The sequence below is a fragment of the Kitasatospora sp. NPDC029312 genome (assembly GCF_055569215.1).
In genome coordinates this window covers 1-21,809 of record NZ_JBVHXY010000040.1, presented here as the reverse complement: position 1 = coordinate 21,809, position 21,809 = coordinate 1, and the positions used below count along the sequence as shown (strand labels likewise).

The 21,809-nt window shown below is 72.5% G+C and carries 19 protein-coding genes and 1 tRNA gene; 12 read left to right on the top strand and 8 right to left on the bottom strand.

Going from position 1 to position 21,809, the window contains the following annotated elements:
* Nucleotides 1-116: 116 nt before the first annotated feature.
* The 3 genes from ACZ4WV_RS27475 to ACZ4WV_RS27465 form a co-directional block, all read right to left on the bottom strand.
* A complete protein-coding gene (locus tag ACZ4WV_RS27475) occupies nt 117-977 on the bottom strand; it encodes an oxidoreductase (RefSeq protein WP_465751216.1) in 861 nt (286 codons plus the stop codon).
* A complete protein-coding gene (locus ACZ4WV_RS27470; RefSeq protein WP_465751214.1) occupies nt 964-1,899 on the bottom strand; it encodes a helix-turn-helix domain-containing protein in 936 nt (311 codons plus the stop codon). The genes ACZ4WV_RS27475 and ACZ4WV_RS27470 overlap by 14 nt, the downstream gene beginning before the upstream one ends.
* Before the next feature lie 119 nt (nt 1,900-2,018).
* Nucleotides 2,019-3,056 carry a helix-turn-helix transcriptional regulator gene (locus tag ACZ4WV_RS27465; protein WP_465751212.1) on the bottom strand — a complete coding sequence of 346 codons (1,038 nt, stop codon included), beginning with the start codon at nt 3,054-3,056 and terminating at the stop codon, nt 2,019-2,021.
* A gap of 93 nt (nt 3,057-3,149) precedes the next feature.
* Here ACZ4WV_RS27465 and ACZ4WV_RS27460 point away from each other — a divergent pair, with 93 nt between their 5' ends.
* The 9 genes from ACZ4WV_RS27460 (at nt 3,150) to ACZ4WV_RS27420 (ending at nt 15,555) form a co-directional block, all read left to right on the top strand.
* Complete coding sequence (locus ACZ4WV_RS27460) at nt 3,150-3,548, top strand: VOC family protein (protein ID WP_465751210.1); 399 nt, start codon at nt 3,150-3,152, stop codon at nt 3,546-3,548.
* 123 nt (nt 3,549-3,671) lie between these two features.
* On the top strand, nt 3,672-4,475 hold the full coding sequence (locus tag ACZ4WV_RS27455; protein ID WP_465751208.1) for an alpha/beta fold hydrolase: 804 nt from the start codon (nt 3,672-3,674) through the stop codon (nt 4,473-4,475).
* Nucleotides 4,475-5,833, top strand: coding sequence for a PP2C family protein-serine/threonine phosphatase (locus ACZ4WV_RS27450; protein ID WP_465751206.1), 1,359 nt, complete (start codon nt 4,475-4,477; stop codon nt 5,831-5,833). Before ACZ4WV_RS27455 ends, ACZ4WV_RS27450 begins: the two co-directional genes overlap by 1 nt.
* Entirely contained in the window at nt 5,827-6,159 is a 333-nt protein-coding gene (locus ACZ4WV_RS27445; RefSeq protein ID WP_465751282.1) for an STAS domain-containing protein, read from the top strand. Before ACZ4WV_RS27450 ends, ACZ4WV_RS27445 begins: the two co-directional genes overlap by 7 nt.
* A gap of 255 nt (nt 6,160-6,414) precedes the next feature.
* A complete protein-coding gene (locus ACZ4WV_RS27440) occupies nt 6,415-10,998 on the top strand; it encodes a HAMP domain-containing protein (protein WP_465751204.1) in 4,584 nt (1,527 codons plus the stop codon).
* 62 nt (nt 10,999-11,060) lie between these two features.
* The gene (locus ACZ4WV_RS27435) at nt 11,061-12,644 is read left to right on the top strand and encodes an FMN-binding glutamate synthase family protein (protein ID WP_465751202.1); all 1,584 of its coding nucleotides are present in this window, start codon (nt 11,061-11,063) and stop codon (nt 12,642-12,644) included.
* 19 nt (nt 12,645-12,663) lie between these two features.
* Nucleotides 12,664-14,391 carry a thiamine pyrophosphate-dependent enzyme gene (locus tag ACZ4WV_RS27430; protein WP_465751200.1) on the top strand — a complete coding sequence of 576 codons (1,728 nt, stop codon included), beginning with the start codon at nt 12,664-12,666 and terminating at the stop codon, nt 14,389-14,391.
* Nucleotides 14,392-14,539: 148 nt separating this feature from the next.
* Nucleotides 14,540-14,791: a hypothetical protein gene (locus ACZ4WV_RS27425; protein WP_465751198.1), complete on the top strand. Its 252-nt coding sequence runs from the start codon at nt 14,540-14,542 to the stop codon at nt 14,789-14,791.
* A 107-nt stretch (nt 14,792-14,898) separates the two neighbouring features.
* A complete protein-coding gene (locus ACZ4WV_RS27420; RefSeq protein ID WP_465751196.1) occupies nt 14,899-15,555 on the top strand; it encodes a hypothetical protein in 657 nt (218 codons plus the stop codon).
* Between the two features lie 35 nt (nt 15,556-15,590).
* On the opposite strand, the gene ACZ4WV_RS27415 is transcribed toward ACZ4WV_RS27420, so the two are convergent.
* The gene (locus ACZ4WV_RS27415; RefSeq protein WP_465751194.1) at nt 15,591-16,124 is read right to left on the bottom strand and encodes a CinA family protein; all 534 of its coding nucleotides are present in this window, start codon (nt 16,122-16,124) and stop codon (nt 15,591-15,593) included.
* A gap of 207 nt (nt 16,125-16,331) precedes the next feature.
* Between ACZ4WV_RS27415 and ACZ4WV_RS27410 the strand changes: the two genes are divergently transcribed.
* Nucleotides 16,332-16,595 carry a hypothetical protein gene (locus ACZ4WV_RS27410; RefSeq protein WP_465751192.1) on the top strand — a complete coding sequence of 88 codons (264 nt, stop codon included), beginning with the start codon at nt 16,332-16,334 and terminating at the stop codon, nt 16,593-16,595.
* A gap of 133 nt (nt 16,596-16,728) precedes the next feature.
* Here the strand turns inward: ACZ4WV_RS27410 and ACZ4WV_RS27405 are convergent, their stop codons facing one another.
* Both ACZ4WV_RS27405 and ACZ4WV_RS27400 read right to left on the bottom strand, forming a co-directional pair.
* Nucleotides 16,729-18,663 carry a transketolase gene (locus ACZ4WV_RS27405; RefSeq protein ID WP_465751190.1) on the bottom strand — a complete coding sequence of 645 codons (1,935 nt, stop codon included), beginning with the start codon at nt 18,661-18,663 and terminating at the stop codon, nt 16,729-16,731.
* 758 nt (nt 18,664-19,421) lie between these two features.
* The gene (locus ACZ4WV_RS27400; protein WP_465751188.1) at nt 19,422-19,553 is read right to left on the bottom strand and encodes a hypothetical protein; all 132 of its coding nucleotides are present in this window, start codon (nt 19,551-19,553) and stop codon (nt 19,422-19,424) included.
* Between the two features lie 217 nt (nt 19,554-19,770).
* On the opposite strand from ACZ4WV_RS27400, the gene ACZ4WV_RS27395 reads away from it, so the two are divergent.
* Nucleotides 19,771-19,847, top strand: a tRNA-Met gene (locus tag ACZ4WV_RS27395).
* Between the two features lie 297 nt (nt 19,848-20,144).
* On the opposite strand, the gene ACZ4WV_RS27390 is transcribed toward ACZ4WV_RS27395, so the two are convergent.
* Entirely contained in the window at nt 20,145-20,336 is a 192-nt protein-coding gene (locus ACZ4WV_RS27390) for an RNA polymerase sigma factor (RefSeq protein WP_465751186.1), read from the bottom strand.
* 75 nt (nt 20,337-20,411) lie between these two features.
* Nucleotides 20,412-20,654: a hypothetical protein gene (locus ACZ4WV_RS27385; RefSeq protein WP_465751184.1), complete on the bottom strand. Its 243-nt coding sequence runs from the start codon at nt 20,652-20,654 to the stop codon at nt 20,412-20,414.
* A gap of 417 nt (nt 20,655-21,071) precedes the next feature.
* Here ACZ4WV_RS27385 and ACZ4WV_RS27380 point away from each other — a divergent pair, with 417 nt between their 5' ends.
* Nucleotides 21,072-21,587: a MarR family winged helix-turn-helix transcriptional regulator gene (locus ACZ4WV_RS27380; protein WP_465751182.1), complete on the top strand. Its 516-nt coding sequence runs from the start codon at nt 21,072-21,074 to the stop codon at nt 21,585-21,587.
* The last annotated feature ends 222 nt before the right edge of the window (nt 21,588-21,809 follow it).

Genomic DNA, 21,809 nt, shown 5'->3' with positions numbered 1-21,809 from the left:
ATGCTGGAGGCCGTGCTGCGGCAGGCGTTGCGGCGGTGACGGCGCCCGCGTCGCCGCCGAGGCCGGCCGGCACCGGTGAACCCGATGAGCCGGCCGGCTGGAGCGGTGACGCGCCGTCAGCCGGCGAGCTGCTCCGGCGGGAAGTCGGCGCCGAGGGTCACCTCGCGCCAGTCGTCGAAGGCGGTTTTGAGCGTGTCCAGCTTGGCGGTGGCGATGTCGTACGCGGCCTTGCCCAGCAGTAGCCGCAGCGGGGGCCGTTCGGCCGTGACGGCGTCGATGACGGCCTGGGCGGCGCGCGCCGGATCCCCGGGCTGGTGGCCGTAGGTGGCCAGCGTGCCGGCGCGGCGTGCGCCCGCGGTGGGGGCGTAGTCGTCGATGGTGGTGGCGGACTGGCGCATGGACGGCCCGGACCAGTTGGTGCGGAACGCGGCGGGTTCGACGATCGTCACGTTGATGCCCAGGGGGGCGACTTCGGCGGCGAGTGACTCGGAGAGGCCTTCCACGGCGAACTTGGTGGCGTGGTAGTAGCCGGTGGCGCCGAAGCCGACCAGCCCGCCGAGTGAGGAGATGTTCACGATGTGGCCGGCCCGACGGGCCCGCATGCCCGGCAGGACGGCCCTGGTGGTGTCGACCAGGCCGAAGACGTTGGTGTCGAACAGGGCGCGGACCTCGTCGTCCTCGCCTTCCTCGACGGCGGCGAGGTAGCCGTAGCCGGCGTTGTTGACCAGGACGTCGATCCGCCCGAAGGCGTCCTGGGCCCGGGCGACCGCCGTCGCGATCTGCTCGGAGTCGGTGACGTCCAGCGCCAGGGCGATGGCACGGTCCTCGTGTCCGGAGACCAGGTCGGCGACCTTGCCGGGGTCCCGGGCGGTGATCACCGCCCGCCATCCGCGTTCCAGCACGGCCCGGGCCAGCGCCCGGCCCAGGCCGGAAGAGCAGCCGGTGATGAACCACACGGGGGAATCAGGGGAGGTCATGGTGGAGGTGTCCTTCGTCGTGAACGCCGTGGAAGTCGGCTCGGAAGTCGGCTCGGGAATCGGCTTGGAAATCCCGGAAATCCCGGAAATCGGCTTGGAAATCGGCATGGACATCGGTCAGGGCGAAGCTGCCCAGCAGGGCCAGCGACTGCTCGGCGGCGCTGCCGGGTTCGGCCCGGTAGACGACCAGGTGCTGGCCGGGTGCGCTGTTGACGGAGAAGGTCTCGAAGCCCAGGGTGAGCTCGCCGACCAGCGGGTGGCGGAAGCGCTTGCTGGAGGCCGTCTTGGCCCGGACCTCATGGCGCGCCCACATGCGGGCGAAGTCGGGGCTGCGCACCGACAGTTCGCCCACCAGTTCGCGCAGCCGCTGATCGTCCGGGGCGGGATTCGCGGCCCGCAGCGCGGCCACGCACCCTTGCGCCACGACGGCCCAGTCACGGTAGAAGTCCCGGGCGGCCGGGTTGAGGAACATCGCCGTGATCAGGCTGGTCTCGCCGTCGAGCCAGGAGAACAGCGCCTCGCCCAGGGAGTTGACCGCCAGCAGGTCGACGTACCGGCCGTAGACCAGCGCCGGTGTGTCCGCCCAGGTGTCCAGCAGGGACACCAGGTGCGGGCCCGCGTACTCCCGGGCCGGTCTGGGGTGCCCGGGCCGGGGCGGATCGACCAGCGCGCGCAGATAGGCGGTCTCCTCGTCCCCCAGCAGCAGGGCGGCCGCCAGGGCTCGCAGGACGTGGGGTGACGGGTTGCGTTCGCGCCCCTGCTCCAACCGCACGTAGTAGTCGGTGCTCACCCCGGCGAGGAGGGCGATCTCCTCGCGTCGCAGACCGGGAGTGCGGCGCACCCCCGCGGGCATCCCGTGGTCCTCGGGGCGCACCAGGGCGCGCCGGGCCCGCAGGAACTCACTCAGCCGTTTCGTGTGCATGCCGACCAACGTACGGGCGGGTGCCGCGAGGAGGGTAGTCCTGCCACACCCACCCGGGCGGCCGGATCGACCCCCTTCCGCGGCCGTCGCGGCCGTCTCATGCGCTCGGCCGCTCGCTGTCAGGCTCGACGGGCACTGGCCGCAAGGCGGTCGGCGAACGCGACGACCAGGGTGCGCAGCTCATCGGGGCGCTCGATGACGAACGGCCGGTCGAGCGAGGCGAGTACCGGCGGCAACCAGTCGAGGTCCTCCACCCGTAGCTCGGCCCGCAGCCAGCGTTCGGGCGCCGCATCCGCGCCCGCCGCGGGAGCGGGCTCCTCCAGGACCGCGACGCTCGCCGGAAGGCGGGCGCGGATCTGATCGACCGTCCCGTGGATCCGCAAGGTCACCTCGTACCGGTACTCGGCCGTGGCGAAGCCGGACAACAGGCGCTGTGCCGGATCGACTCCGGCGGGCGCCTCGAACGAGCCGGGGAGGACTCTCGCGCTCGCGACGCGGTCGAGCCGGAAGGTCCGGTCCTCGCCGATCTCGGGGTCCGTGCCGGTGACGTACCACCGGCCCGCGTGGGCGACGATCCCGTACGCGTGCAGGGGGCGTTCGCTGCGGCGGCCGTCCCGGTCGGTGTACCTGATCGAGACCGGCCGCCGGTGGCGCACCGCATCGGCGACGGTGAGCAGGACCTCGGCGTCCGGGCCGGCGGACCCGCCGGGCGGAGCGGTGAACGCGAGGGATTCCAGGACCGCTTCGAGTCTGCGGGCCAGGCGCTCGGGCAGCACCCTGCGGATCTTGGCCGCCGCCGTCGCGCTCGCCGTTCCCGCCAGCGCCGTCCCCGCCAGCGCCGTACCCGCCATCGCGGCCGTCCCCGCCATCGCCGTCGTGCCCCCTCGGTGGCCGGCGACCAGCCCGAGTAGTACGGCGAGCGCCTCGTCGTCGCTGAACATGAGCGGGGGCAGGCGGTACCCGGAGGCGAGCCGGTACCCGCCGTAGCGGCCCCGCACCGCCTCCACCGGCACGTCGAGGTCGATCAGGTGGTCCACGTACCGCCGTACCGTCCGCCCGTCGACGCCGAGCCGCTCGGCGAGTTCGGCCACCGTCCGGACGCCGCCGGACTGCAGCAGTTCCAACAGCGCCAGCACGCGCCCGGTAGGTCGAGACATGGGCAGAGCCTAACCCCGAATAGTGGACCGATTCTGTCCACTATCCGGCCTAGCCTGCGAGGTACAGCGGCTCCACCAACCTGGGAGAAGACCATGAACTTCGTTTCGATCCGCATCATCACCGGCGACGTCGCCCGCCTCGTCGCGTTCTACGAGAAGGCCACCGGCATGGTGGCGGCCTGGGCCACCGAGGACTTCGCCGAACTCCGGACCCCCGGCGCCACCCTCGCCATCGCCGGCACCCGCACCGTCCCCCTGTTCGCCCCGGGTTCCGCCCGCCCGGCGGACAACCACAGCGTGATCACCGAGTTCCTCGTCGACGACGTGGACCGGGTGTACCGGAACCTGACCGGCTTCGTCGCCGACTTCGTCACCGAGCCCACCACGATGCCCTGGGGCAACCGGTCGCTGCTCTTCCGGGACCCCGACGGCAACCTCGTCAACTTCTTCACCCCGGTCACCCCGGCCGCCATCGAGAAGTTCGCTCGCTGACGCCGGACACCGCAGCCGGGCACCGCAGCCCGGGCTCACCGACCGCCCCCGCCCGGCCCCCGCCCGGCCCCCGCCCGGCCCCCGGGCACCGCCGGGCGTCCGGTCGGTGGGAGGATGGCCGCCATGGACGCGCGCCGCAGGAACAACGTGACATCCACCGGACCGATCGACGGGCCCGCGGTCGTGCTGGCGCACGGCTTCGGCTGCGACCAGAACATGTGGCGCCTGGTCGCGCCGGCCCTGGCGGAGCGGCACCGGGTGGTGCTGTTCGACTACGTCGGGTGCGGCGGCTCGGACTCGGCGGCGTGGAGCGAGGAGCGGTACTCCTCGCTCCACGGCTACGCGCGGGACGTGGCGGACGTCTGCGAGGAGCTGGACCTGCGGGACGCGGTGTTCGTCGGGCACTCGGTGAGCGCCATGGTGGGCGTGCTGGCGGCCGAGTCGGTGCCGGAGCGGATCGGCGCGCTGGTGATGGTGACCCCCTCGCCCTGCTACCTCGACGACGACGGGTACCGGGGCGGTTTCAGCGCCGAGGACATCGGGGAACTCCTGGCCGCGCTGGAGTCGAACTACCTGGGCTGGTCCTCGACCATGGCCCCGATGATCATGGGGAATCCGGACCGGCCCGAACTGGGGCGGGAACTGACGAACAGTTTCTGCGCCATGGATCCGGAGATCGCCCGGGTCTTCGCCCGGACCACGTTCCTGTCCGACAGTCGGGAGGACCTGAAGCGGGTCACGGTGCCCACCCTGGTGCTGGACTGCGCACAGGACGTCATCGCGCCCCGCGAGGTCGGCGAGTACGTGCACGCCTCGATCCCCTCCTCCCGCCTGGTCACCCTCGACGCCACCGGTCACTGCCCGCAGCTGAGCGCGCCCGAGGCCACGGCCGAAGCCGTCCTCGCGTTCCTCGCCGGACTGCGGTGATGTCCCGGATCGGCGAGGAACCGGGCCCCTTCGACGACAACGCGGCCACGGACGCCGCCTTCACCGCCCTGCTCGAGGACAGCGCCGAGGACCTGTACGAGCAGGCGCCCTGCGGGTACCTGTCGACGCTGATGGACGGAACCGTCGCCAGGATCAACAGCACGCTGCTGGGCTGGCTCGGCCTGGAGCGCTCCGCCGTGGTGGGCCGGATGCGCTTCACCGACCTGCTCACCGTCGGCGGGAAGCTGTACCACGAGACGCACTTCGCCCCCCTGCTGCGGATGCAGGGCGAGGTGCACGGGATCGCCCTGGAGATGAGGACCGGCGGCGCGGGCCGGCTGCCGGTGCTGGTGTCCTCCGTCATCCGGTACGGGAGCGGCGGCGAGGCGCTGCTGATCCGCACCACCGTCACCGACGCCTCCGACCGGCGGGCCTACGAGACCGAACTGCTGCGCCGGCGCGAGGAGGCGGAGCGTGCCCGCGCCGAGGCCGAGCAGGCCCGCGTCGAGGCCGAACGCGCCCGCGCCGAGGCCGAGACCGCACTGCGGCAGGCGGAGACCGACCGGCAGCGGTTGGCCGAGGCCCTCGCCGCCCTGCAGAAGTCACTCGTCCCCTCCTCGCTGCCCGCCGTCCCGGGACTGGAGGCGGCCGTCTACTACCACACCGCCTCGCCCGACCGTCTCGGCGGCGACTTCTACGACCTCTTCCCCGTCGGCGCGGGCCGGTGGGCGTTCTTCCTCGGCGACGTCTGCGGCAAGGGGCCCGAGGCGGCCTCCCTCACCTCCCTGACCCGCTACACGCTGCGTGCCGCCGCCCTCCACGACCCCGAGCCCGCGGCCGCGCTGACCACCCTGAACGCGGTCCTGCACGAGCACTACGCCGCCGCCGGTGACCCGAGGTACTGCACCGCCGTCTTCGGGCTCCTGGAACGCGCCGGTGACGACGGCCGGATCAGCGTGCGGGTCGCCTCCGGCGGTCACCCGCCGAGCCTGGTGCTGCGCGCGGACGGCCGCACCGAGTTCCTGCCCACTCCCGGCGGGCTGCTCGTCGGTATCCTGCCCGAAGCGCCCTTCACCACCGCCCGGACCGTCCTCGCTCCCGGGGACACCCTCCTGCTGTACACCGACGGACTCACCGAGGCCCGGACCGGCCCCACCCGGGAGAGCCTGTTCGGGGACGATGCACTGCTCGCCTTCGCCGCCGACCACGCGCCCGCCGGGGCCCGCGAGGTGATCGACGCCCTGACCGTCCTGCTGAAAGGCTTCGGCGACGGCCTGGACGACGACACCGCCCTCCTGGCCATCGGCGTCCCCGCCGCCGCCCCGACCACCGACCCGTCGACGAGTGCCCCATCATGAGCCTGACCATCAGCCAGCGTGACACGTCCACCGGCCCCGTCCTGCAGGTGGCCGGCGACCTCGACTACGAGCACGCCCCCGACCTGCGCCGACACCTGGACACCGTCGCCCTGGGCGAGCACCAGTGCCTGGTCATCGACCTGTCCGGCCTGGAGTTCTGCGACTCCAGCGGCATCACGGCCCTCCTCGCGGCCCGGCGCCACGCCCACGCCTCGGGTGCGGAGATCGTCCTGGCCGCCGTACCGGCCAACACGCTGCGCGTGCTCGCCCTCGTCGGTCTCGACCAGGTCTTCACCATCCGCTCCGGCGGCGCCGACCCGGGGTGACTCGTCACCCGCCGTCCCGCGGTGTGCGGGGCAGGGTAGTGCTCATCCCGCCGGTTGTCACCGCCGTTCACCGCGCGGCCCGCGCGTTGGGGGTGTAAAGTCGCGCGGTTCGCGCCCGGTGAACAGGCTGGGGTAGCCTCCTCGGCGGTGCGTCGGCCTGCGGGGCGGCGCCCGCTGACGGCAGCGACAGGTGTACCGGAGCTGAGCACGCTCACAGTGGCCGTGGGGCCCGGCGTTCTACGGAGGCGACGTTCGATGGCTGGTGCAACGAAGTCCACTTCCGTCGGCGGCCCGCAGGGCCCGGGCCCGGCTCAGGTCGGCGAACCGGAACTGCGGCAGCTGCTGGCCGGTCTGACGGCGGTGCGTGACGGCGACTTCGGCACCCGCCTGCCCGGCGACGCCGACGGCCTGCTGGGCGAGATCGCCACCGTCTTCAACGGGATGGTCGATCAGCTCGCCCTGTTCACCTCCGAAGTGACCCGGGTCGCCCGGGAGGTGGGCACGGAGGGCCAGTTGGGCGGCCAGGCCGACGTGCCGGGCGTCTCGGGGACCTGGAAGGACCTGACCGACTCGGTCAACGCCATGGCGGGCAACCTGACCAGCCAGGTCCGGGACATCGCCCAGGTGGCCACCGCGGTGGCGAAGGGCGATCTGTCGCAGAAGATCGACGTCGCCGCGCGCGGCGAGATCCTGGAGCTGAAGAACACCGTCAACACGATGGTCGACCAGCTGAGCGCCTTCGCCGACGAAGTCACCCGGGTGGCGCGGGAAGTCGGCAGCGAGGGGCGCCTCGGCGGTCAGGCGCAGGTGCCCGGCGTCGCCGGAACCTGGCGGGACCTGACCGACTCGGTCAACTTCATGGCCGGCAACCTCACCGACCAGGTGCGCAACATCGCCCAGGTCACCACCGCGGTGGCCAAGGGCGACCTCTCCCAGAAGATCACCGTCGACGCCCGGGGCGAGATCCTGGAGCTGAAGAACACCGTCAACACGATGGTCGACCAGCTGAGCGCCTTCGCCGACGAAGTCACCCGGATGGCCCGCGAGGTCGGCACCGAGGGCATCCTGGGCGGCCAGGCCGACGTCAAGGGCGTCTCGGGGACGTGGCGGGACCTGACGGACTCCGTCAACTTCATGGCCGGCAACCTGACGGCGCAGGTCCGCTCGATCGCCCAGGTGGCCACCGCGGTGGCCAAGGGCGACCTCTCCCAGAAGATCACCGTCACGGCCCGCGGCGAGATCCTGGAACTCAAGGACACCATCAACACGATGGTCGACCAGCTCTCCGCCTTCGCCGGCGAGGTCACCAGGGTGGCCCGCGAGGTGGGCACCGAAGGCCGGCTGGGCGGCCAGGCGGACGTGCGGGACGTCTCGGGGACGTGGCGGGACCTGACCGAGTCCGTCAACGTCATGGCCGACAACCTGACGGCGCAGGTCCGCTCGATCGCCCAGGTGACCACCGCCGTCGCCAAGGGCGACCTGTCGCAGAAGATCCGGGTGGACGCGCGCGGGGAGATCCTGGAGCTGAAGGAGACCATCAACACGATGGTCGACCAGCTGGGCGCGTTCGCGGACGAGGTGACCCGGGTGGCCCGCGAGGTCGGCACGGAGGGCAACCTCGGCGGCCAGGCCACCGTCCGCGGCGTCTCGGGGACCTGGAAGGACCTCACCGACAACGTCAACGTGATGGCCTCCAACCTGACCGGCCAGGTGCGTTCCATCGCCCAGGTCGCCACGGCGGTCGCCAAGGGCGACCTGTCGCAGAAGATCAACGTCGAGGCGAAGGGCGAGGTCGCCGCGCTCGCCGGGGTGATCAACACCATGGTCGACACCCTCTCCGCCTTCGCCGACGAAGTCACCAGGGTGGCCCGCGAAGTGGGCACCGAAGGCACCCTCGGCGGCCAGGCCCGGGTCCCGAACGTGGCGGGGACCTGGAAGGACCTCACCGACAACGTCAACTTCATGGCGCACAACCTCACCAGCCAGGTCCGCAACATCGCCCAGGTGACCACCGCGGTGGCCAACGGCGACCTGACCCGCAAGATCGACGTGGACGCGCGCGGCGAGATCCTGGAGCTCAAGACGACCATCAACACCATGGTCGACCAGCTGAGTTCCTTCGCCGCAGAGGTCACCCGGGTCGCCCGGGAGGTCGGCAGCGAGGGGCGCCTCGGCGGCCAGGCCGAGGTCGAGGGCGTCTCCGGCACCTGGAAGCGGCTGACCGAGAACGTGAACGAGCTGGCCGGCAACCTCACCCGGCAGGTCCGGGCGATCGCCGAGGTCGCCAGCGCCGTCGCGGCCGGGGACCTGACCCGCTCGATCACCGTGGACGCCTCCGGCGAGGTCGCCGACCTCAAGGACAACATCAACTTCATGGTGGAATCGCTGCGCGAGACCACCCGGGCCAATGAGGAACAGGACTGGCTGAAGTCCAACCTCGCCCGCATCTCCGGCCTGATGCAGGGCCGGCGGGACCTCGCGGTCGTCGCCGAGCTGATCATGGACGAACTCACGCCGCTGGTCTCGGCGCAGTACGGGGCCTTCTACCTCGCGGAGGAGACGGACGAGGGCACCTACCTCAACCTGATCAGCTCCTACGCCCACCCCGACGAAGCGGTGGGCAGCCGGTTCAGGCTCGGCCAGTCCTTCGTCGGCCAGGCGGCGCGCAGCAAGCGCACCATCGCCGTCGGCAAGCTGCCGGCCGGCTATGTGACGGTCTCCTCGGGCCTGGGGCGCACCGAGCCGGTCGACCTGGTCGTGCTGCCGATCGTGGTCGAGGAGCAGGTGCTCGGCGTCATCGAACTCGCCACCGTCCACGCCTTCACCCAGGTCCACCGCGACTTCCTCGAGCAGCTGCGGGAGGCGATCGGCGTCAACGTCAACACCATCGTCGCCAACGCGCGCACCGACGAGCTGCTCGGCGAGTCCCAGCGCCTGACCGCCGAACTGCGGGCACGCTCCGAGGAGTTGCAGGCCCGCCAGGAGGAGCTGCAGTCCTCGAACGCCGAACTCGAGGAGAAGGCGGAGCTGCTGGCGGCGCAGAACCGCGACATCGAGACCAAGAACCTGGAGATCGAACAGGCACGCCAGGAACTGGAGGCCCGCGCCCACCAGTTGTCCCTCGCCTCGAAGTACAAGTCGGAGTTCCTGGCCAACATGAGCCACGAGCTGCGCACCCCGCTCAACAGCCTGCTGATCCTCGCCCAGCTGCTCGCCCAGAACCCCACCCGGAACCTGACCGCCAAGCAGGTCGAGTACGCCGGCATCATCCACTCGGCCGGCTCCGACCTGCTCCAGCTCATCAACGACATCCTCGACCTGTCCAAGGTCGAGGCCGGCAAGATGGACATCAACCCCGACCGCATCCCGCTGCGCAAGCTGCTGGACTACGTCGAGGCCACGTTCCGGCCGATGACCAGCCAGAAGAACCTGACGTTCACCGTCCGGACCGCGTCGGCCGTTCCGGCCGAACTGCTCACCGACGAGTACCGGCTGCGCCAGGTGCTGCGCAACCTGCTGTCCAACGCCGTCAAGTTCACCGAGCGGGGCAGCGTCGAGCTGCGCATCGACGTGCTCGAGGAATCGCGGGCCCCCGAGGCCGCCAGGCGCGGCGGGCCGGTCGTCGCGTTCCGTGTGGTGGACACCGGCATCGGCATCGCTCCCCAGCACCTGGAGACGGTGTTCGGCGCCTTCCAGCAGGCCGACGGGACGACCAGCCGCAAGTACGGCGGCACGGGCCTGGGCCTGTCGATCAGCCGGGAGATCGCCTTCCTGCTCGGTGGCGTGATCACCGCCGAGAGCACCCCCGGTCAGGGCAGCACCTTCACGCTCTACCTGCCCGCCGTCCAGCCGGACTTCGCCGAACTGAGCGCCCAGGGCGCCCGGGTGCCGCTGGAGGCGGCCACGCTCGAGGACGCCCCCGGCGGCGCCGGGGAGCACGACCCGCACCGGGCCACCGCACCCGCGGTGGACACGGCCCAGCCCAAGCGGCTGCTGGTGATCGAGGAACGCCCGCGCGGCCTGCTCTCCCTGGTCGCGGAGAGCGCCGTCAGTGACTTGGCCGGTCAGCCGAACCTCGGCCGGCCGAGCGTGCCGGTGGAGATCATCACCACCGTCGGCGCCTCCGAGGCGGCCACCGCGCTCGCCACCACGCCCTGCCACTGCGTCGTCCTGGAACTGGACCTGCCCGACGGCGCCGCCCTCGGATTCCTGGAGGACATGGTACGGGACCCGGCACTGCACGGGGTGCCGGTCCTGGCCCACCACAACCGCCGACTGGGCACCGAGCAGGAAAGCGCCCTCCAGGAGCACGCCGCGAGCCAGCCGCTGGAGCTGATCTCCAGCCTGGACGAGCTGCGCGAGCGCATCGCCCTGCACCTGAGCGCGGAACAACCCGGCGACGTCCTGCCGCTGGTGCGCTCCGACGAACCGGCGGCGTCCGCCGGCGAGCACGTCGACGGCTCACTCGCGGGCCGCACCGTGCTGGTCGTCGACGATGACGACCGCAACCTCTACGCCCTGACGGGGATACTCGAACTCCACGGGGTCCGGGTGCTCCAGGCCGAGAACGGCCGCGCCGCTCTCGACGCCCTCGCCGAGCACGGCGAGATCGACGTGATCCTGATGGACGTGATGATGCCCGAGATGGACGGGTACGCGGCCACCTCCGCCATCCGCGCCATGCCCGAGCACACGGACCTGCCGATCATCGCCGTCACGGCGAAGGCCATGATCGGGGACCGCGAGAAGAGCCTGGCCGCTGGCGCCTCCGACTACGTCACCAAGCCGGTGGACGCGAGCGACCTGATCGCCCGCATCAAACGGCAGCTGGCGCGCTAGCCTTCCCGAACCGGGTGTCGCGCCGGGCGCTTGAGCTCGGCGTTCGGGGTTAGACGGGGTCCGTGTTGAGATTCCTGTGGGTCGCCGGGCTGGGGTGTGGAGCGGTCGCCGCGACGGCGGTGGCCGTCGTCGTGTCGCCGTGGTGGTGGTGTGCGGCCGTGCCCCTGCTGGCGCTCGCGGCGCTGGCGGTGGCGGACCTGCTGCAGACCCGGCACTCGGTGCTGCGGAACTACCCCGTCCTGGGCCACCTGCGGTTCGCGCTGGAGGGCATCCGGCCCGAGCTGCAGCAGTACTTCATCGAACGCAACGTGGACGGGCGCCCTTTCGACCGCGACACCCGCAGCATCGTCTACGAGCGGGCCAAGGGCACCGACGCGGAGGAGCCGTTCGGTACGGAGCTGGACCTGTACGGGAGCGGGCGCGAGTTCCTCGTGCCGTCGATGGCCCCGGTCGCGGTGCCCGATCAACCGCCCCGGGTGCGGGTCGGCGGTCCGGACTGCACCCGGCCGTACGGGATGGCGCTGCTCAACGTGTCCGCGATGAGCTTCGGCTCGCTCTCCGCCAACGCCGTCCTGGCCCTGAACACCGGCGCCGCGCTGGGCGGTTTCGCCCAGGACACCGGGGAGGGCGGCCTGTCCGAGTACCACCTGCGGCCCGGGGGAGACCTGGTGTGGGAGATCGGCACCGGCTACTTCGGCTGTCGCACCGCGGACGGGGACTTCGACCCCGGCCAGTTCGCCGAGAAGGCGGCGCACCCGCAGGTCAAGTGCGTGTCCCTGAAGCTGAGTCAGGGCGCCAAGCCCGGTATCGGTGGCGTTCTGCCCGGTTCCAAGGTCGATGCGGAGATCGCGCGGGTGCGCGGCGTCCCGCCGGGCGAGACCGTCGTCTCCCCGCCCTACCACCGGGTCTTCTCCACCCCGCGCGAGCTGGTCCGCTTCGTCGGCCGGATGCGCGGGCTGGCGGGGGGCAAGCCGACCGGCTTCAAGCTCTGCGTCGGCTCGCGCCGCCAGTTCCTCGCGGTCTGCAAGGCCATGCTGGAGGAGGGGGTGACCCCGGACTTCATCGTCGTCGACGGCGCGGAGGGCGGCACGGGCGCCGCCCCGCTGGAGTTCGCCGACCACGTCGGCATGCCGCTCACCGAGGGCCTGATGACGGTCCACAACGCGCTGGTCGGCACCGGTCTGCGGGAGCGGATCCGGATCGGCGCCAGCGGCAAGGTGGCCACCGGGAGCGACCTGGTGAAGCGGTTGATCCAGGGGGCCGACTACACCAACGCCGCCCGGGCCATGATGTTCGCGGTCGGCTGCATCCAGGCCCAGCGCTGCCACACCAACACCTGCCCGGTCGGCGTGGCCACCCAGGACCGGCGCCGGGCCCGCGCCCTGCACGTGGGGGACAAGTCCCAGCGGGTGCGGCGCTACCAGGAGGCCACCGTCAAGAGCGCCCTGCAGATCATGGCCGCCATGGGGGTCGACGAACCCTCCCAGCTGCGCCCGCACATGCTCCGGCGCCGCCTCGACCCGCAGACCATCCGCTCCTACGCGGACATCCACTCCTGGCTGGTACCCGGGCAGTTGCTCCAGGACGCGCCCGCCTCGTGGGCGCGCGACTGGGACGCGGCCGACCCCGACCGGTTCACCGTCTGACACTTCGAAGGGAAGACCCGTGGCACGTACCGTCGCCCGCGTGATCGTCGACGCCCTGCAGGAGCTGGGCGTGCGCCATGTCTTCGGCGTCGTCGGCGACGCCCTGAATCCGCTGACCGACGCCATCCGCACCACCGACGGCCTCGACTGGGTCGGCTGCCGTCACGAGGAGGCCGCCGCGTTCGCGGCCGGCGCCCAGTCCCAGCTGTCCGGCACCCTGGGCGTGTGCATGGGCACCGTCGGCCCCGGCTCGGTGCACCTGCTCAACGGCCTGTACGACGCGGCCAAGAGCCGCACCCCGGTGCTGGCCATCGCCGGCCAGGTGCCCTCGGCCGAGATGGGCAGCGACTACTTCCAGGAGGTCGACAACGACCTGCTGTTCCGGGACGTCGCGGTCTTCCGGGCGACGGTGACCTCGCCGGACCAACTGCCGAGGATGCTGGAGGCCGCCGTCCGCTCGGCGGTCAGCGAACGCGGCGTCGCGGTCCTCACGGTCCCCGGTGACCTCGGCGACCGGGAGCTGACGGACGACCGCCCCGCCCGCTTCCCGCGCACCCGCCCCGTCACCCGCCCCGACGACGCCGGCCTCCGGGAGACCGCCGACCTCATCAACGCCGCCGACCGGGTGACCCTGCTGGTCGGCCGAGGCGCCCGGGACGCCCGCGAGGAGGTGCTCCGACTCGCCGAGCGACTGTCCGCACCGATGGTCCTCACCCTCAAGGCCAAGGAGGGCTTCGAGGAGGACAACCCCTACCAGGTCGGACAGACCGGCCTGATCGGCAATCCCGCCGCCTCCCAGGCCTTGGACGCCTGCGACACGCTGATCATGCTCGGGACCGACTTCCCCTACCGCGACTGGTACCCCAGCGGCTGCAAGGTCGTCCAGATCGACCTCCTGGAACGCAACCTCGGCCGCCGGATGCCCGTCGACGTGGGGCTGGCGGGGGACACGGCGGCCACCCTGCGCGCACTCCTCCCGCACCTGGAACCCGCCGGAGAGCGGTCGCACCTGGAAGCCGCCCGCAAGAGCTTCGACGAGTGGACCGTCGGCCAGCAGCGCCTCGCGGACCCCCACCACGACCACCGGCTGCTCGGCCGCCTGCGCAGCGCCCTGGACAACCGCGACCACGACGTCCGCCCGGAGGCCCTGGCCGCCGCGGTGGACGCCTGTGCGAGCGACGACGCGATCTTCACCTCCGACACCGGCATGGCCACCGTCTGGCTGTCCCGCTTCGTGACCATGCGCGGCCGCCGGCGGCTGCTGGGCTCGTACAACCTGGGCTCGATGGCCAACGCGATGCCCCAGGCCCTCGGCGCGCAGCTGTGGGCCCCCGACCGGCAGGTCGTGGCGTTCTGCGGCGACGGCGGTCTGAGCATGCTGCTCGGCGACCTGATGACGATCAGGACGTACCGGCTGCCGGTGAAGCTCGTGGTGTTCGACAACCGTCGGCTCGGCATGGTCAAGCTGGAACAGGAGCAGGCCGGACTCCCGGAGTTCGGCACGGAGCTGGACAACCCGGACTTCGCCGCGGTCGCCACCGCCCTCGGACTGACCGGTATCCGGGTCACCCACCCGTCCGAGCTCCCGGACGGTGTCCGACAGGCCTTCGGGACACCGGGGCCGGTGCTGCTCGACGTGCTGACCAACCCCCGGGAACTGGCGGTGCCGGGCAAGCCGACCGTCCAGCAGGGCTGGGGTTTCGCGATCGCCAAGGTCAAGGAGACGCTCCGGAGCCACGACGGCTGACGCCCCTTGCCGCAGCCGGAGCGCGGTGGTTTGCCGCTTCGGCGACCGGGCACGCGCCCGGGCGGCCGAAGCGGCGAACGACGACGGCGGTCGGACGGCGGCCGTGAGACGACGGTGGTGCGACGACGGCGGCGAAAGGCGGGCTCACGTGAACGCGGCCAAGGTGATGGACAAGCCGTTCCGCCTGCTGGCGGGCCCGTGGGCGGGTGGACCGGTCGGGTGGGCGGTCAGGCGGCTGTGGCGACGCGTCGCAGGCCGTCCCCGGACGGGGAGCGCGACGGGAAAGAAGCACGCCTGGCGCCGCACCCTCGTCGCGGCCGCCCTCCCGGTGGTGGCGTTCGCGCTGGCGAAGGCGGCGCGGGCCGGCCGGGGCGGCGCCGGCCGCTCGATGCCGGGATGACGGTGCGGGCGGTCGGGTGAGGGGCGGCGTGCACGGCCGGTGAGCGGGGAACGCATGGCGGACCCGAAGCCGAATGCCGAAACGCCGAATGCCTGGAGGACCCCCGGATGAGAGCCGAATCCGTCATGCGCCGCAGCGCCGCACCGCGCTCCGTCGGTCTGCTGCTGGTACTGGCGGCCTCGACGGCAGCCTGCGCGGCCGGCAACGGCGCGGAGACGTACCGGATCGCGCCGGACACCGTGAGCGCCGACATCGGCGACCTGAAGCTCCGCGACGTACGACTGGTCGCGGGGCCCGCTGGAAGCGGGACCGCCTCGCTGGCCGCGTACATCCTCAATCCGGGCGGAGAGCCCGACACCCTGACGGCGGTCAGCCTGGAAGGGGCCGGCGGTTCCCCGGCGGCGGCGAACGGGGCGGGCGTCACCCTTCCGCCCGGGCAGCCGGTCCTCGTGGGGTCACCGGGCCAGCCGCAGATGCAAGTGACGGGCCAGGTCAGCCCCGGCACCTACCGGCTGGTGACCTTCACCTTCGCGCACGCCGGACGCGGCACGGTCAACGCCTACGTCGTCAGCTCCGCCACCCAATCGCCTCCCGCAGGCTCCGCGTCGGCCCAGCCCTCGACCTCCCCCACACCGGAGGCGACCTCCAGCGCCTCCCCGTCCCTGGCTCCCGGAGGCGGCGCACCCACCGACGAACGGTCCGCCAGGCCCAGCGACCTCTCCTCCGGCGCCGCGACACCCGCCAGCCCGAGCAGCCAGCCCTGACCGCACATCAGGGAGGAGTTCGCCCGCGTTGCCGCCTACCTCGCACGGTGGTCGGCGTCCGGGCGCAGGAGGTCCTGGAGGAGTTCCAGCGCCGCGTGGACGGCGGCGGTCTGGATGTCCTCGCGGTCGTGTGAGGGCGGCTCGGGCTGGCGGACGACCACGGCGTCGGCCGAGACGGCGGCGACGAAGACGGTGCCGACGTCGTGTCCGTCCTGGGGGCTGGGCCCGGCGACTCCGGTGGTGGCCAGGCCGTAGGTGGCCCCGGTGATCCGGCGGACGCCGTGGGCCATCCGGACGGCGACCTCGGGGTGGACCGCGCCGACGTCGGCGAGCAGGCCCGGGTCCACGTCCAACAGCGACTGCTTGAGGTCGGTGGCGTAGGCGACGACACCGCCGACGAACGCCGCGCCGGCGCCGGGCGCCTCCGACAGGGCGGTGGCCAGGCGTCCGGCGGTGAGGGACTCGGCCGTGGCCACCGTGTGCCCGGCCGACGTGAGGGCCGCGGTGATCCACCGGGCCAGCAGACCGGTCCGGTCGAGACCGGGGCGCAAGGGTTCGATGTCCGACACCATCCCATGGTGATCGCCGCCGGCGCCGGCCGCACGACGGCAGCCGTGCGCGGGACGTAGCGGCCCACGCCGTCCGGGGCCCCAGGAAACCGCCGTTCCCCGAGGTCCGGTGACGCAGCGAAGTGGTGTGGTGCGGCCCGGTGTGGGACGGGGACGGCTGGGCAGCCGCCATGACCGGTTGTCCAACCGATGTCTAGGGAGGCCATGATGATCATCAAGAAGCTGCATGAAGCCGGTGTGAAGTCCGAGCACGCCTATCTGGCGGGGGTGGCGTCGATCGGCCTGTCGTTCGCCTCGTGGATGGTGTCCGTGAAGGCGGAGGCGGCGGGCGTGGACCGTGCCGACCGCTGGGGGATCTTCGTGGGGGAGTGGGCGCCGACGTTCTTCTGCATGGGGCTGGCGCTCTCCCAGTACGAACGGGCGGGAACCCTGCTGTCGGCGGACGACCCCCGTCTCACCGCGGCTCGGTGACCCCACCGGTGCCTGGCCTCCCGCCGGCGGCGGAAGGCCAGGCACCGAAGTGCCGGGCCCGGTCGGGCCCGCCGCCGCGCCGACGGCTGGCTGTCGAAGGACGCCCGGGCGAGCACCGAGGGCGGCGGGCCCGTCAGCCGGTGGCGGTGGTGAGGGTGCGGGCGGCTTCGGCGATGTGGGCGGCGGAGATGCCGGCGGCGTCGAGGAGCTCGGCGGGGGTGCCGGAGCCGGGGAGGGCGGTGACGGCGAGGTGGGTGAGCAGGGGGTGGGTGCGGGCGGTGTTGAGGGCGCTGAGGACCGCTTCGCCGAGGCCGCCCTCGGGGTGGTGGTCCTCGGCGACCACCAGGGCGCCGGTCTCACGCGCGGCGCGCACCAGGGTCTCGGTGTCGAGCGGCTTGACCGAGTAGAGGTCGATGACCCTGGCGGCGATGCCGCTCTCGGCGAGTCGGTCGGCGGCGGTGAGGCACTCGTGCAGGGTGACGCCGGCACCGATCAGGGTGACGCGGTCGTCGTCGGTGCGGCGCAGCGTCTTGGAGCCGCCGACCGGGAACGTCTCGTCGGGGCCGTACAGGACGGGGTACCCGCCGCGGGTGGTGCGCAGGTAGGAGATCCCGGGCAGGTCGGCCATCGCCACGGTGAGGGCGGCGGCGGAGGTGGCGTCGCTGGGGTAGAGGACGGTGGAGTCGAGCAGGGCGCGCATCATGGCGAGGTCTTCGACGCCCATCTGCGAGGGGCCGTCGGGCCCGATCTCCACGCCCGCGTGGGTGCCGCAGACGGCCAGCGGGACTTGCGAGATCGCGGCCATCCGCAGGAAGTCGTGGGCGCGCGTGAGGAAGGCCGCGAAGGTGGTGGCGTAGGGCCGGTGCCCGCGCACGGCCATGCCGGCGGCGGTGGCGATCATCTGCTGTTCGGCGATGTAGTTCTGGAAGTACCGCTCGGGGTAAGCCTTCTGGAAGTCCTCGGCGTGCGTGGAGTTGCCGACCTCGGCATCGAGCGCGACCACCTCGGGCCGGGCGCCGAGCGCGACCAGCGCCTTGCCGAAGGCCACCCGGGTGGCGACCTTCTCGCCGACCTCGAACCGCGGCGGCGACACCTCGGCCGGCGTGGCGGACCGGTCGGAGGGCCCTGCCGAGGACCGCCCGGCGGACTGCGCACCGGCCCTCGCCGCACCGGCCCTCGCCGCACCGGGCTCGGACGGCCGGGGCCCACGGGCCCGCAGGTCGCGGACGCCGCCGAGTTCGGCGATCGCGTCGGCCGCCAGGTCCTCGGGGAGCGGCTTGCCGTGCCAGCCGTCCTGGTCGGCGATCTGCGACACGCCCCGGCCCTTGACGGTGCGGGCGATGACGACGGTCGGCGCGGTCCCGTCGGCGGCGGTGGCCAGCGCCCGGTCGATGGCTGCCAGGTCGTGGCCGTCGACGACCAGCGCGCGGCAGCCGAAGGCTTCGACCCGGCGGGCGTACGCGTCGGTGTCCCACTGGAGTTCGGTGGGGCCGCTCTGGCCGAGGCGGTTGACGTCGAAGATCGCGATGTAGTTGCCCAGGCGGTGGCGTCCAGCGCTCTCCAGGGCTTCCCAGACCGAGCCTTCGGCGGTCTCGCTGTCGCCGCACAGCACCCAGACCCGGGAGTCCTGGTGGTCGAGGTCGCGGGCGGCGAGGGCGATGCCGACGGCGTACGCGATGCCCTGGCCGAGTGAGCCGGTGGCCAGGTCGACCCAGGGCAGGACGGGGGTGGGGTGGCCCTGGAGCCGGGCGCCGAAGCGGCGGTAGGTGGTCATCAGTTCGTCGTCGCCGACGACGCCGGCGGCCTTGAACATCGCGTACAGCAGCGGCGAGGCGTGGCCCTTGGAGAACACCAGGTGGTCGGCGGCCGGATGGTCGGGGCGGTCCCAGTCGTAGCGCAGATGGCGGGTCATCAGCACGGCCATCAGGTCGGCCGCGGACAGGCTGGAGGTGGGGTGCCCGGAGCCGGCGGAGGTGCTGGCGCGCACGGAGTCGACTCGAAGCTGCTGGGCGAGTTCGAAGACCTGGGCCAGGTCGGTGTCGGGGCCGAGGGTGGTCTGCACGGTCATCGGGTGGGCCTTTCGGAGAGTGGACGCGGGTGCCCCGGCCGGGAGGGTGCCCGCGCCGGCGGCTGCTGCGCGACGGAAGCGACGGTTCGCCGCCCCCGGGCACGCCCGTGCGGAGGGGCGCCCCGGTCCGCCACGGCGCGCCTACCCCGTCCCGCGCCGGCAAACTCCCCGCTCCGCCGGATGCCGTCCGGTGTCGCGCCGGCCGTCGTCCGGGTGCCCCCGACATGCGCCCGCGGATTCCGGCCAACCCCGTTCGGCGCCCTCGATCGAAGTCATGCCGGTCCCCGTAAACCCGCAATGGCGGTCAGCCGACGCTCAGCCATCACGCAGCGTGGCCGCCTCACAGAAGCCGGATCCCGGAAGCGCCATGATCGACCTGGTGGCCGGCATCCCCGCCGACCCGGACGCGCTGGAGGAGTACCTGCTCCGGCTGGCCGCCCAGGCGGCCATGAAGACCGCCACCGAACACCTGCGGAAGACGGCCCGGATCGCCGTCGACGCCGCCGGCAAGGCGGCACCACTCGTGACCGGCGGAGGCAGCAATCTGAGCGCCTTCGGCAGCATGTTGAACCAGGGCGGCGACAAGGCCGGCTCGGACAGTACAGCAGTAGTGGCTGTGCTGGTACGGGCGTTGCCTATTCGATCAGCAATGTGGCGAACCAGTCGTACGCGACGGTCTGTTCCATGTCGCCGATCCCCGCTGGATGGGTCGTCACCAGCTCCTACAGCAGTAGCGGCTGCGCCGGCACGGGAGTTGCCTACAACATCAGCAAGATCACCAACCAGACGTACGCCACCGTCTGCTCCTTCTCTCCCATCCCCGCGGGATGGGTCGTCTCGAGCTCGCAGAGCAGCAGCAGCTGCGTGGGCAGCGGCGTCGCGTACACCATCAGGAAGGTCTGACCACTCGGCCTGCCCCCGCAACGACCGCTAGGTCGAGCGCCGAGGCATCGTCGCGTCGCACGGGCGCGGCCCCCGACGGGGCCGCGCCCACCTGCTTGCGGGGTACCGGTTGCGGGGTCTCCGGCGGGCGGCGAGCCGACGAGTGGGCAGTGACGGGATCGATTTGGTGATCACCGACTGGTGCCGTAGAGTCATGTTCATCGACGCGGGGTGGAGCAGCTCGGTAGCTCGCTGGGCTCATAACCCAGAGGTCGCAGGTTCAAATCCTGTCCCCGCTACCACGGACATCGAGGGTGAATGCGCAATGCGCATTCGCCCTCGATGTGTTTCGCGTCGCGGTTTGTGCCGGGCCGGCTGCGTCCGGCCGGGGTAGTGGAAAGCCGGCATTCACGGCCCCTGCCTGGATCCGGGCCTCGACAAATAGCTTGCCCACCCGACGAGTGCGCGTCACTGTGCAGCCTGAGGCCAGGGCGGCGCTGGCACAGCGGCTGCTCGGCGAGGCCGCGCAGACGTCAAGCGCCGCGCGTGATGCGGCCGCCAATGCGTCGGCATGGTCAACTGCCGTCCATCCGTGCCAGTCAGCCGCCGAAGGCGGCCGGGTCACGTAGACCGGACAGCCGCCGCAGAGCGATCAGGAAGGTGTCCTGGACGGCGTCGGCGGCGTCCTGCGGATCACCCAGCAAGGCCAGGGCCTGGCGGTTCAGCCGCGCGCGGTAGCTCTCCGGCAGCAGCCCGAGAGCCGCCGTGCCGCCCCGCCGAGCCGCGAACACCAGATCTGCTCGGTCATACCGCCCCGTTCCGTCGGGTACCGAAAGGCCCTGCCGGATGTCCTGCGGGCGGCCGACTCACCCCTCTTCCTCCTCGGCTTCGGCGGCGAGCTGTTCCACCAGCGCGGCCGTACGGGCTCCGAGGTCCCGCAGGGCGTCGAGGACGCCGAGCATGGCCTGGGCGTCGCCGTCGGTCACGCGCGCCCGCTGCATGCTGCGGACGAAGTCCGAGCGGTCGGGGTCGCCCGCGGCGGCGGGCCTCTCGCCGCCGGGTCCCTGCCGCGCGGCAGGGTCCGGACCTGGGGGCGTGTCACCTGACACGGGAGCATCCTCCTCCGCTCGTCCCTCGCCCTGCCACCGTGAGCGTCGATCTCGCACTGCGCTCGGCGACCGACCAGCGGGCGTCAGCTGTCCTGGGCCGGCCGGGGAGGGAGTGGCCGGCCGCAAAGCCACAAAGTCTCCGGGCCGGCCCGTCCGGACCGCTGTCCGGCGTGACGGGGTCGCCGCGCCGCTCGTCCGGCGCGTGCCCGTCCCGGTCGACGACCGGGTTCGGCCACGGCGTACGCGAGGCGCCTGCGAGCGGTCGGAGCACCAGCGCGCCCTTTGCATTATGCAAAGAAGCCGCACGGGAAGCCAGCCCCGTGAGGGTGACGTCGGGGGAGGGGCGAGGCGGCCAGGCGGGGACGCGAAGATCGATTGAACGTGTGCGCGGGCGCACCTGGGAGGTAAAAAGGACACATGTCCGACGATCTCACCGTGCCTGCCTCCCGCAGCCGGGCCTCCGGGCCGGTCGAGGAGGACCTGGTCACTGCCGTGCTCACCGCCTCCCGGGTCCTGGTGGCGATCTCCGCGCGCTCACTGGGCGAGGTCGCGGAGGCGCTCACGCTGCCGCAGTTCAGGATGCTCGTCGTGCTGCACTCGCGGGGGCCGATGAGCATGTCGCGCCTGGCCGAGCTGCTGGCCGTCAACCCGTCGACGGCGATGCGGATGATCGAGCGGCTGGTCGCCGCCGGAGTCGTCGCCCGGGAGGTCAGCCCCGAGGACCGGCGCGAGGTGCGCATCGCGCTGACCGACGCGGGGGCACGGACCGTCGTCGACGCCACCGACCGGCGGCGCGAGGAGATCTCCCGGATCGTCGCCGCCATGCCCGTGAAGCAGCGCACCGGACTCGTCCAGGCCCTGCGGGCGTTCGCCGAGGCGGGCGGTGAGCCGTCGGCGCCCGACCGGAACCCGGCGGATCTGCTCGGGTGGTAACACCACCGGGCAGCCGGTCGCATCGGCTCAGGTGGTGCGCCGGCGGCGGCCAGGGTGCGGGCCGGCGACGCGCAGCCGCCGGCTGGACCGCCGTGACCGCCGAGCTCGGCCCCTCCTGCCGCTTCGACACCGGACGGGCAGCGAGCGGCCCCGCCCGCTGGTGGGTTTCCAGGGGGGGGGGGCGCTCAGGTGCTCGACAGGGTTACTTCCAGGCATCGTTGA

Excerpts from the sequence above, each read along its gene's own strand:
- ACZ4WV_RS27475 (WP_465751216.1), bottom strand. The coding sequence starts at position 977 with ATGACCTCCCCTGATTCCCCCGTGTGGTTCATCACCGGCTGCTCTTCC.
- ACZ4WV_RS27470 (WP_465751214.1), bottom strand. The coding sequence starts at position 1,899 with ATGCACACGAAACGGCTGAGTGAGTTCCTGCGGGCCCGGCGCGCCCTG.
- ACZ4WV_RS27465 (WP_465751212.1), bottom strand. The coding sequence starts at position 3,056 with ATGTCTCGACCTACCGGGCGCGTGCTGGCGCTGTTGGAACTGCTGCAG.
- ACZ4WV_RS27460 (WP_465751210.1), top strand. The coding sequence starts at position 3,150 with ATGAACTTCGTTTCGATCCGCATCATCACCGGCGACGTCGCCCGCCTC.
- ACZ4WV_RS27455 (WP_465751208.1), top strand. The coding sequence starts at position 3,672 with ATGGACGCGCGCCGCAGGAACAACGTGACATCCACCGGACCGATCGAC.
- ACZ4WV_RS27450 (WP_465751206.1), top strand. The coding sequence starts at position 4,475 with ATGTCCCGGATCGGCGAGGAACCGGGCCCCTTCGACGACAACGCGGCC.
- ACZ4WV_RS27440 (WP_465751204.1), top strand. The coding sequence starts at position 6,415 with ATGGCTGGTGCAACGAAGTCCACTTCCGTCGGCGGCCCGCAGGGCCCG.
- ACZ4WV_RS27420 (WP_465751196.1), top strand. The coding sequence starts at position 14,899 with ATGAGAGCCGAATCCGTCATGCGCCGCAGCGCCGCACCGCGCTCCGTC.
- ACZ4WV_RS27410 (WP_465751192.1), top strand. The coding sequence starts at position 16,332 with ATGATCATCAAGAAGCTGCATGAAGCCGGTGTGAAGTCCGAGCACGCC.
- ACZ4WV_RS27405 (WP_465751190.1), bottom strand. The coding sequence starts at position 18,663 with ATGACCGTGCAGACCACCCTCGGCCCCGACACCGACCTGGCCCAGGTC.
- ACZ4WV_RS27400 (WP_465751188.1), bottom strand. The coding sequence starts at position 19,553 with ATGGTGTACGCGACGCCGCTGCCCACGCAGCTGCTGCTGCTCTGCGAG.
- ACZ4WV_RS27380 (WP_465751182.1), top strand. The coding sequence starts at position 21,072 with ATGTCCGACGATCTCACCGTGCCTGCCTCCCGCAGCCGGGCCTCCGGG.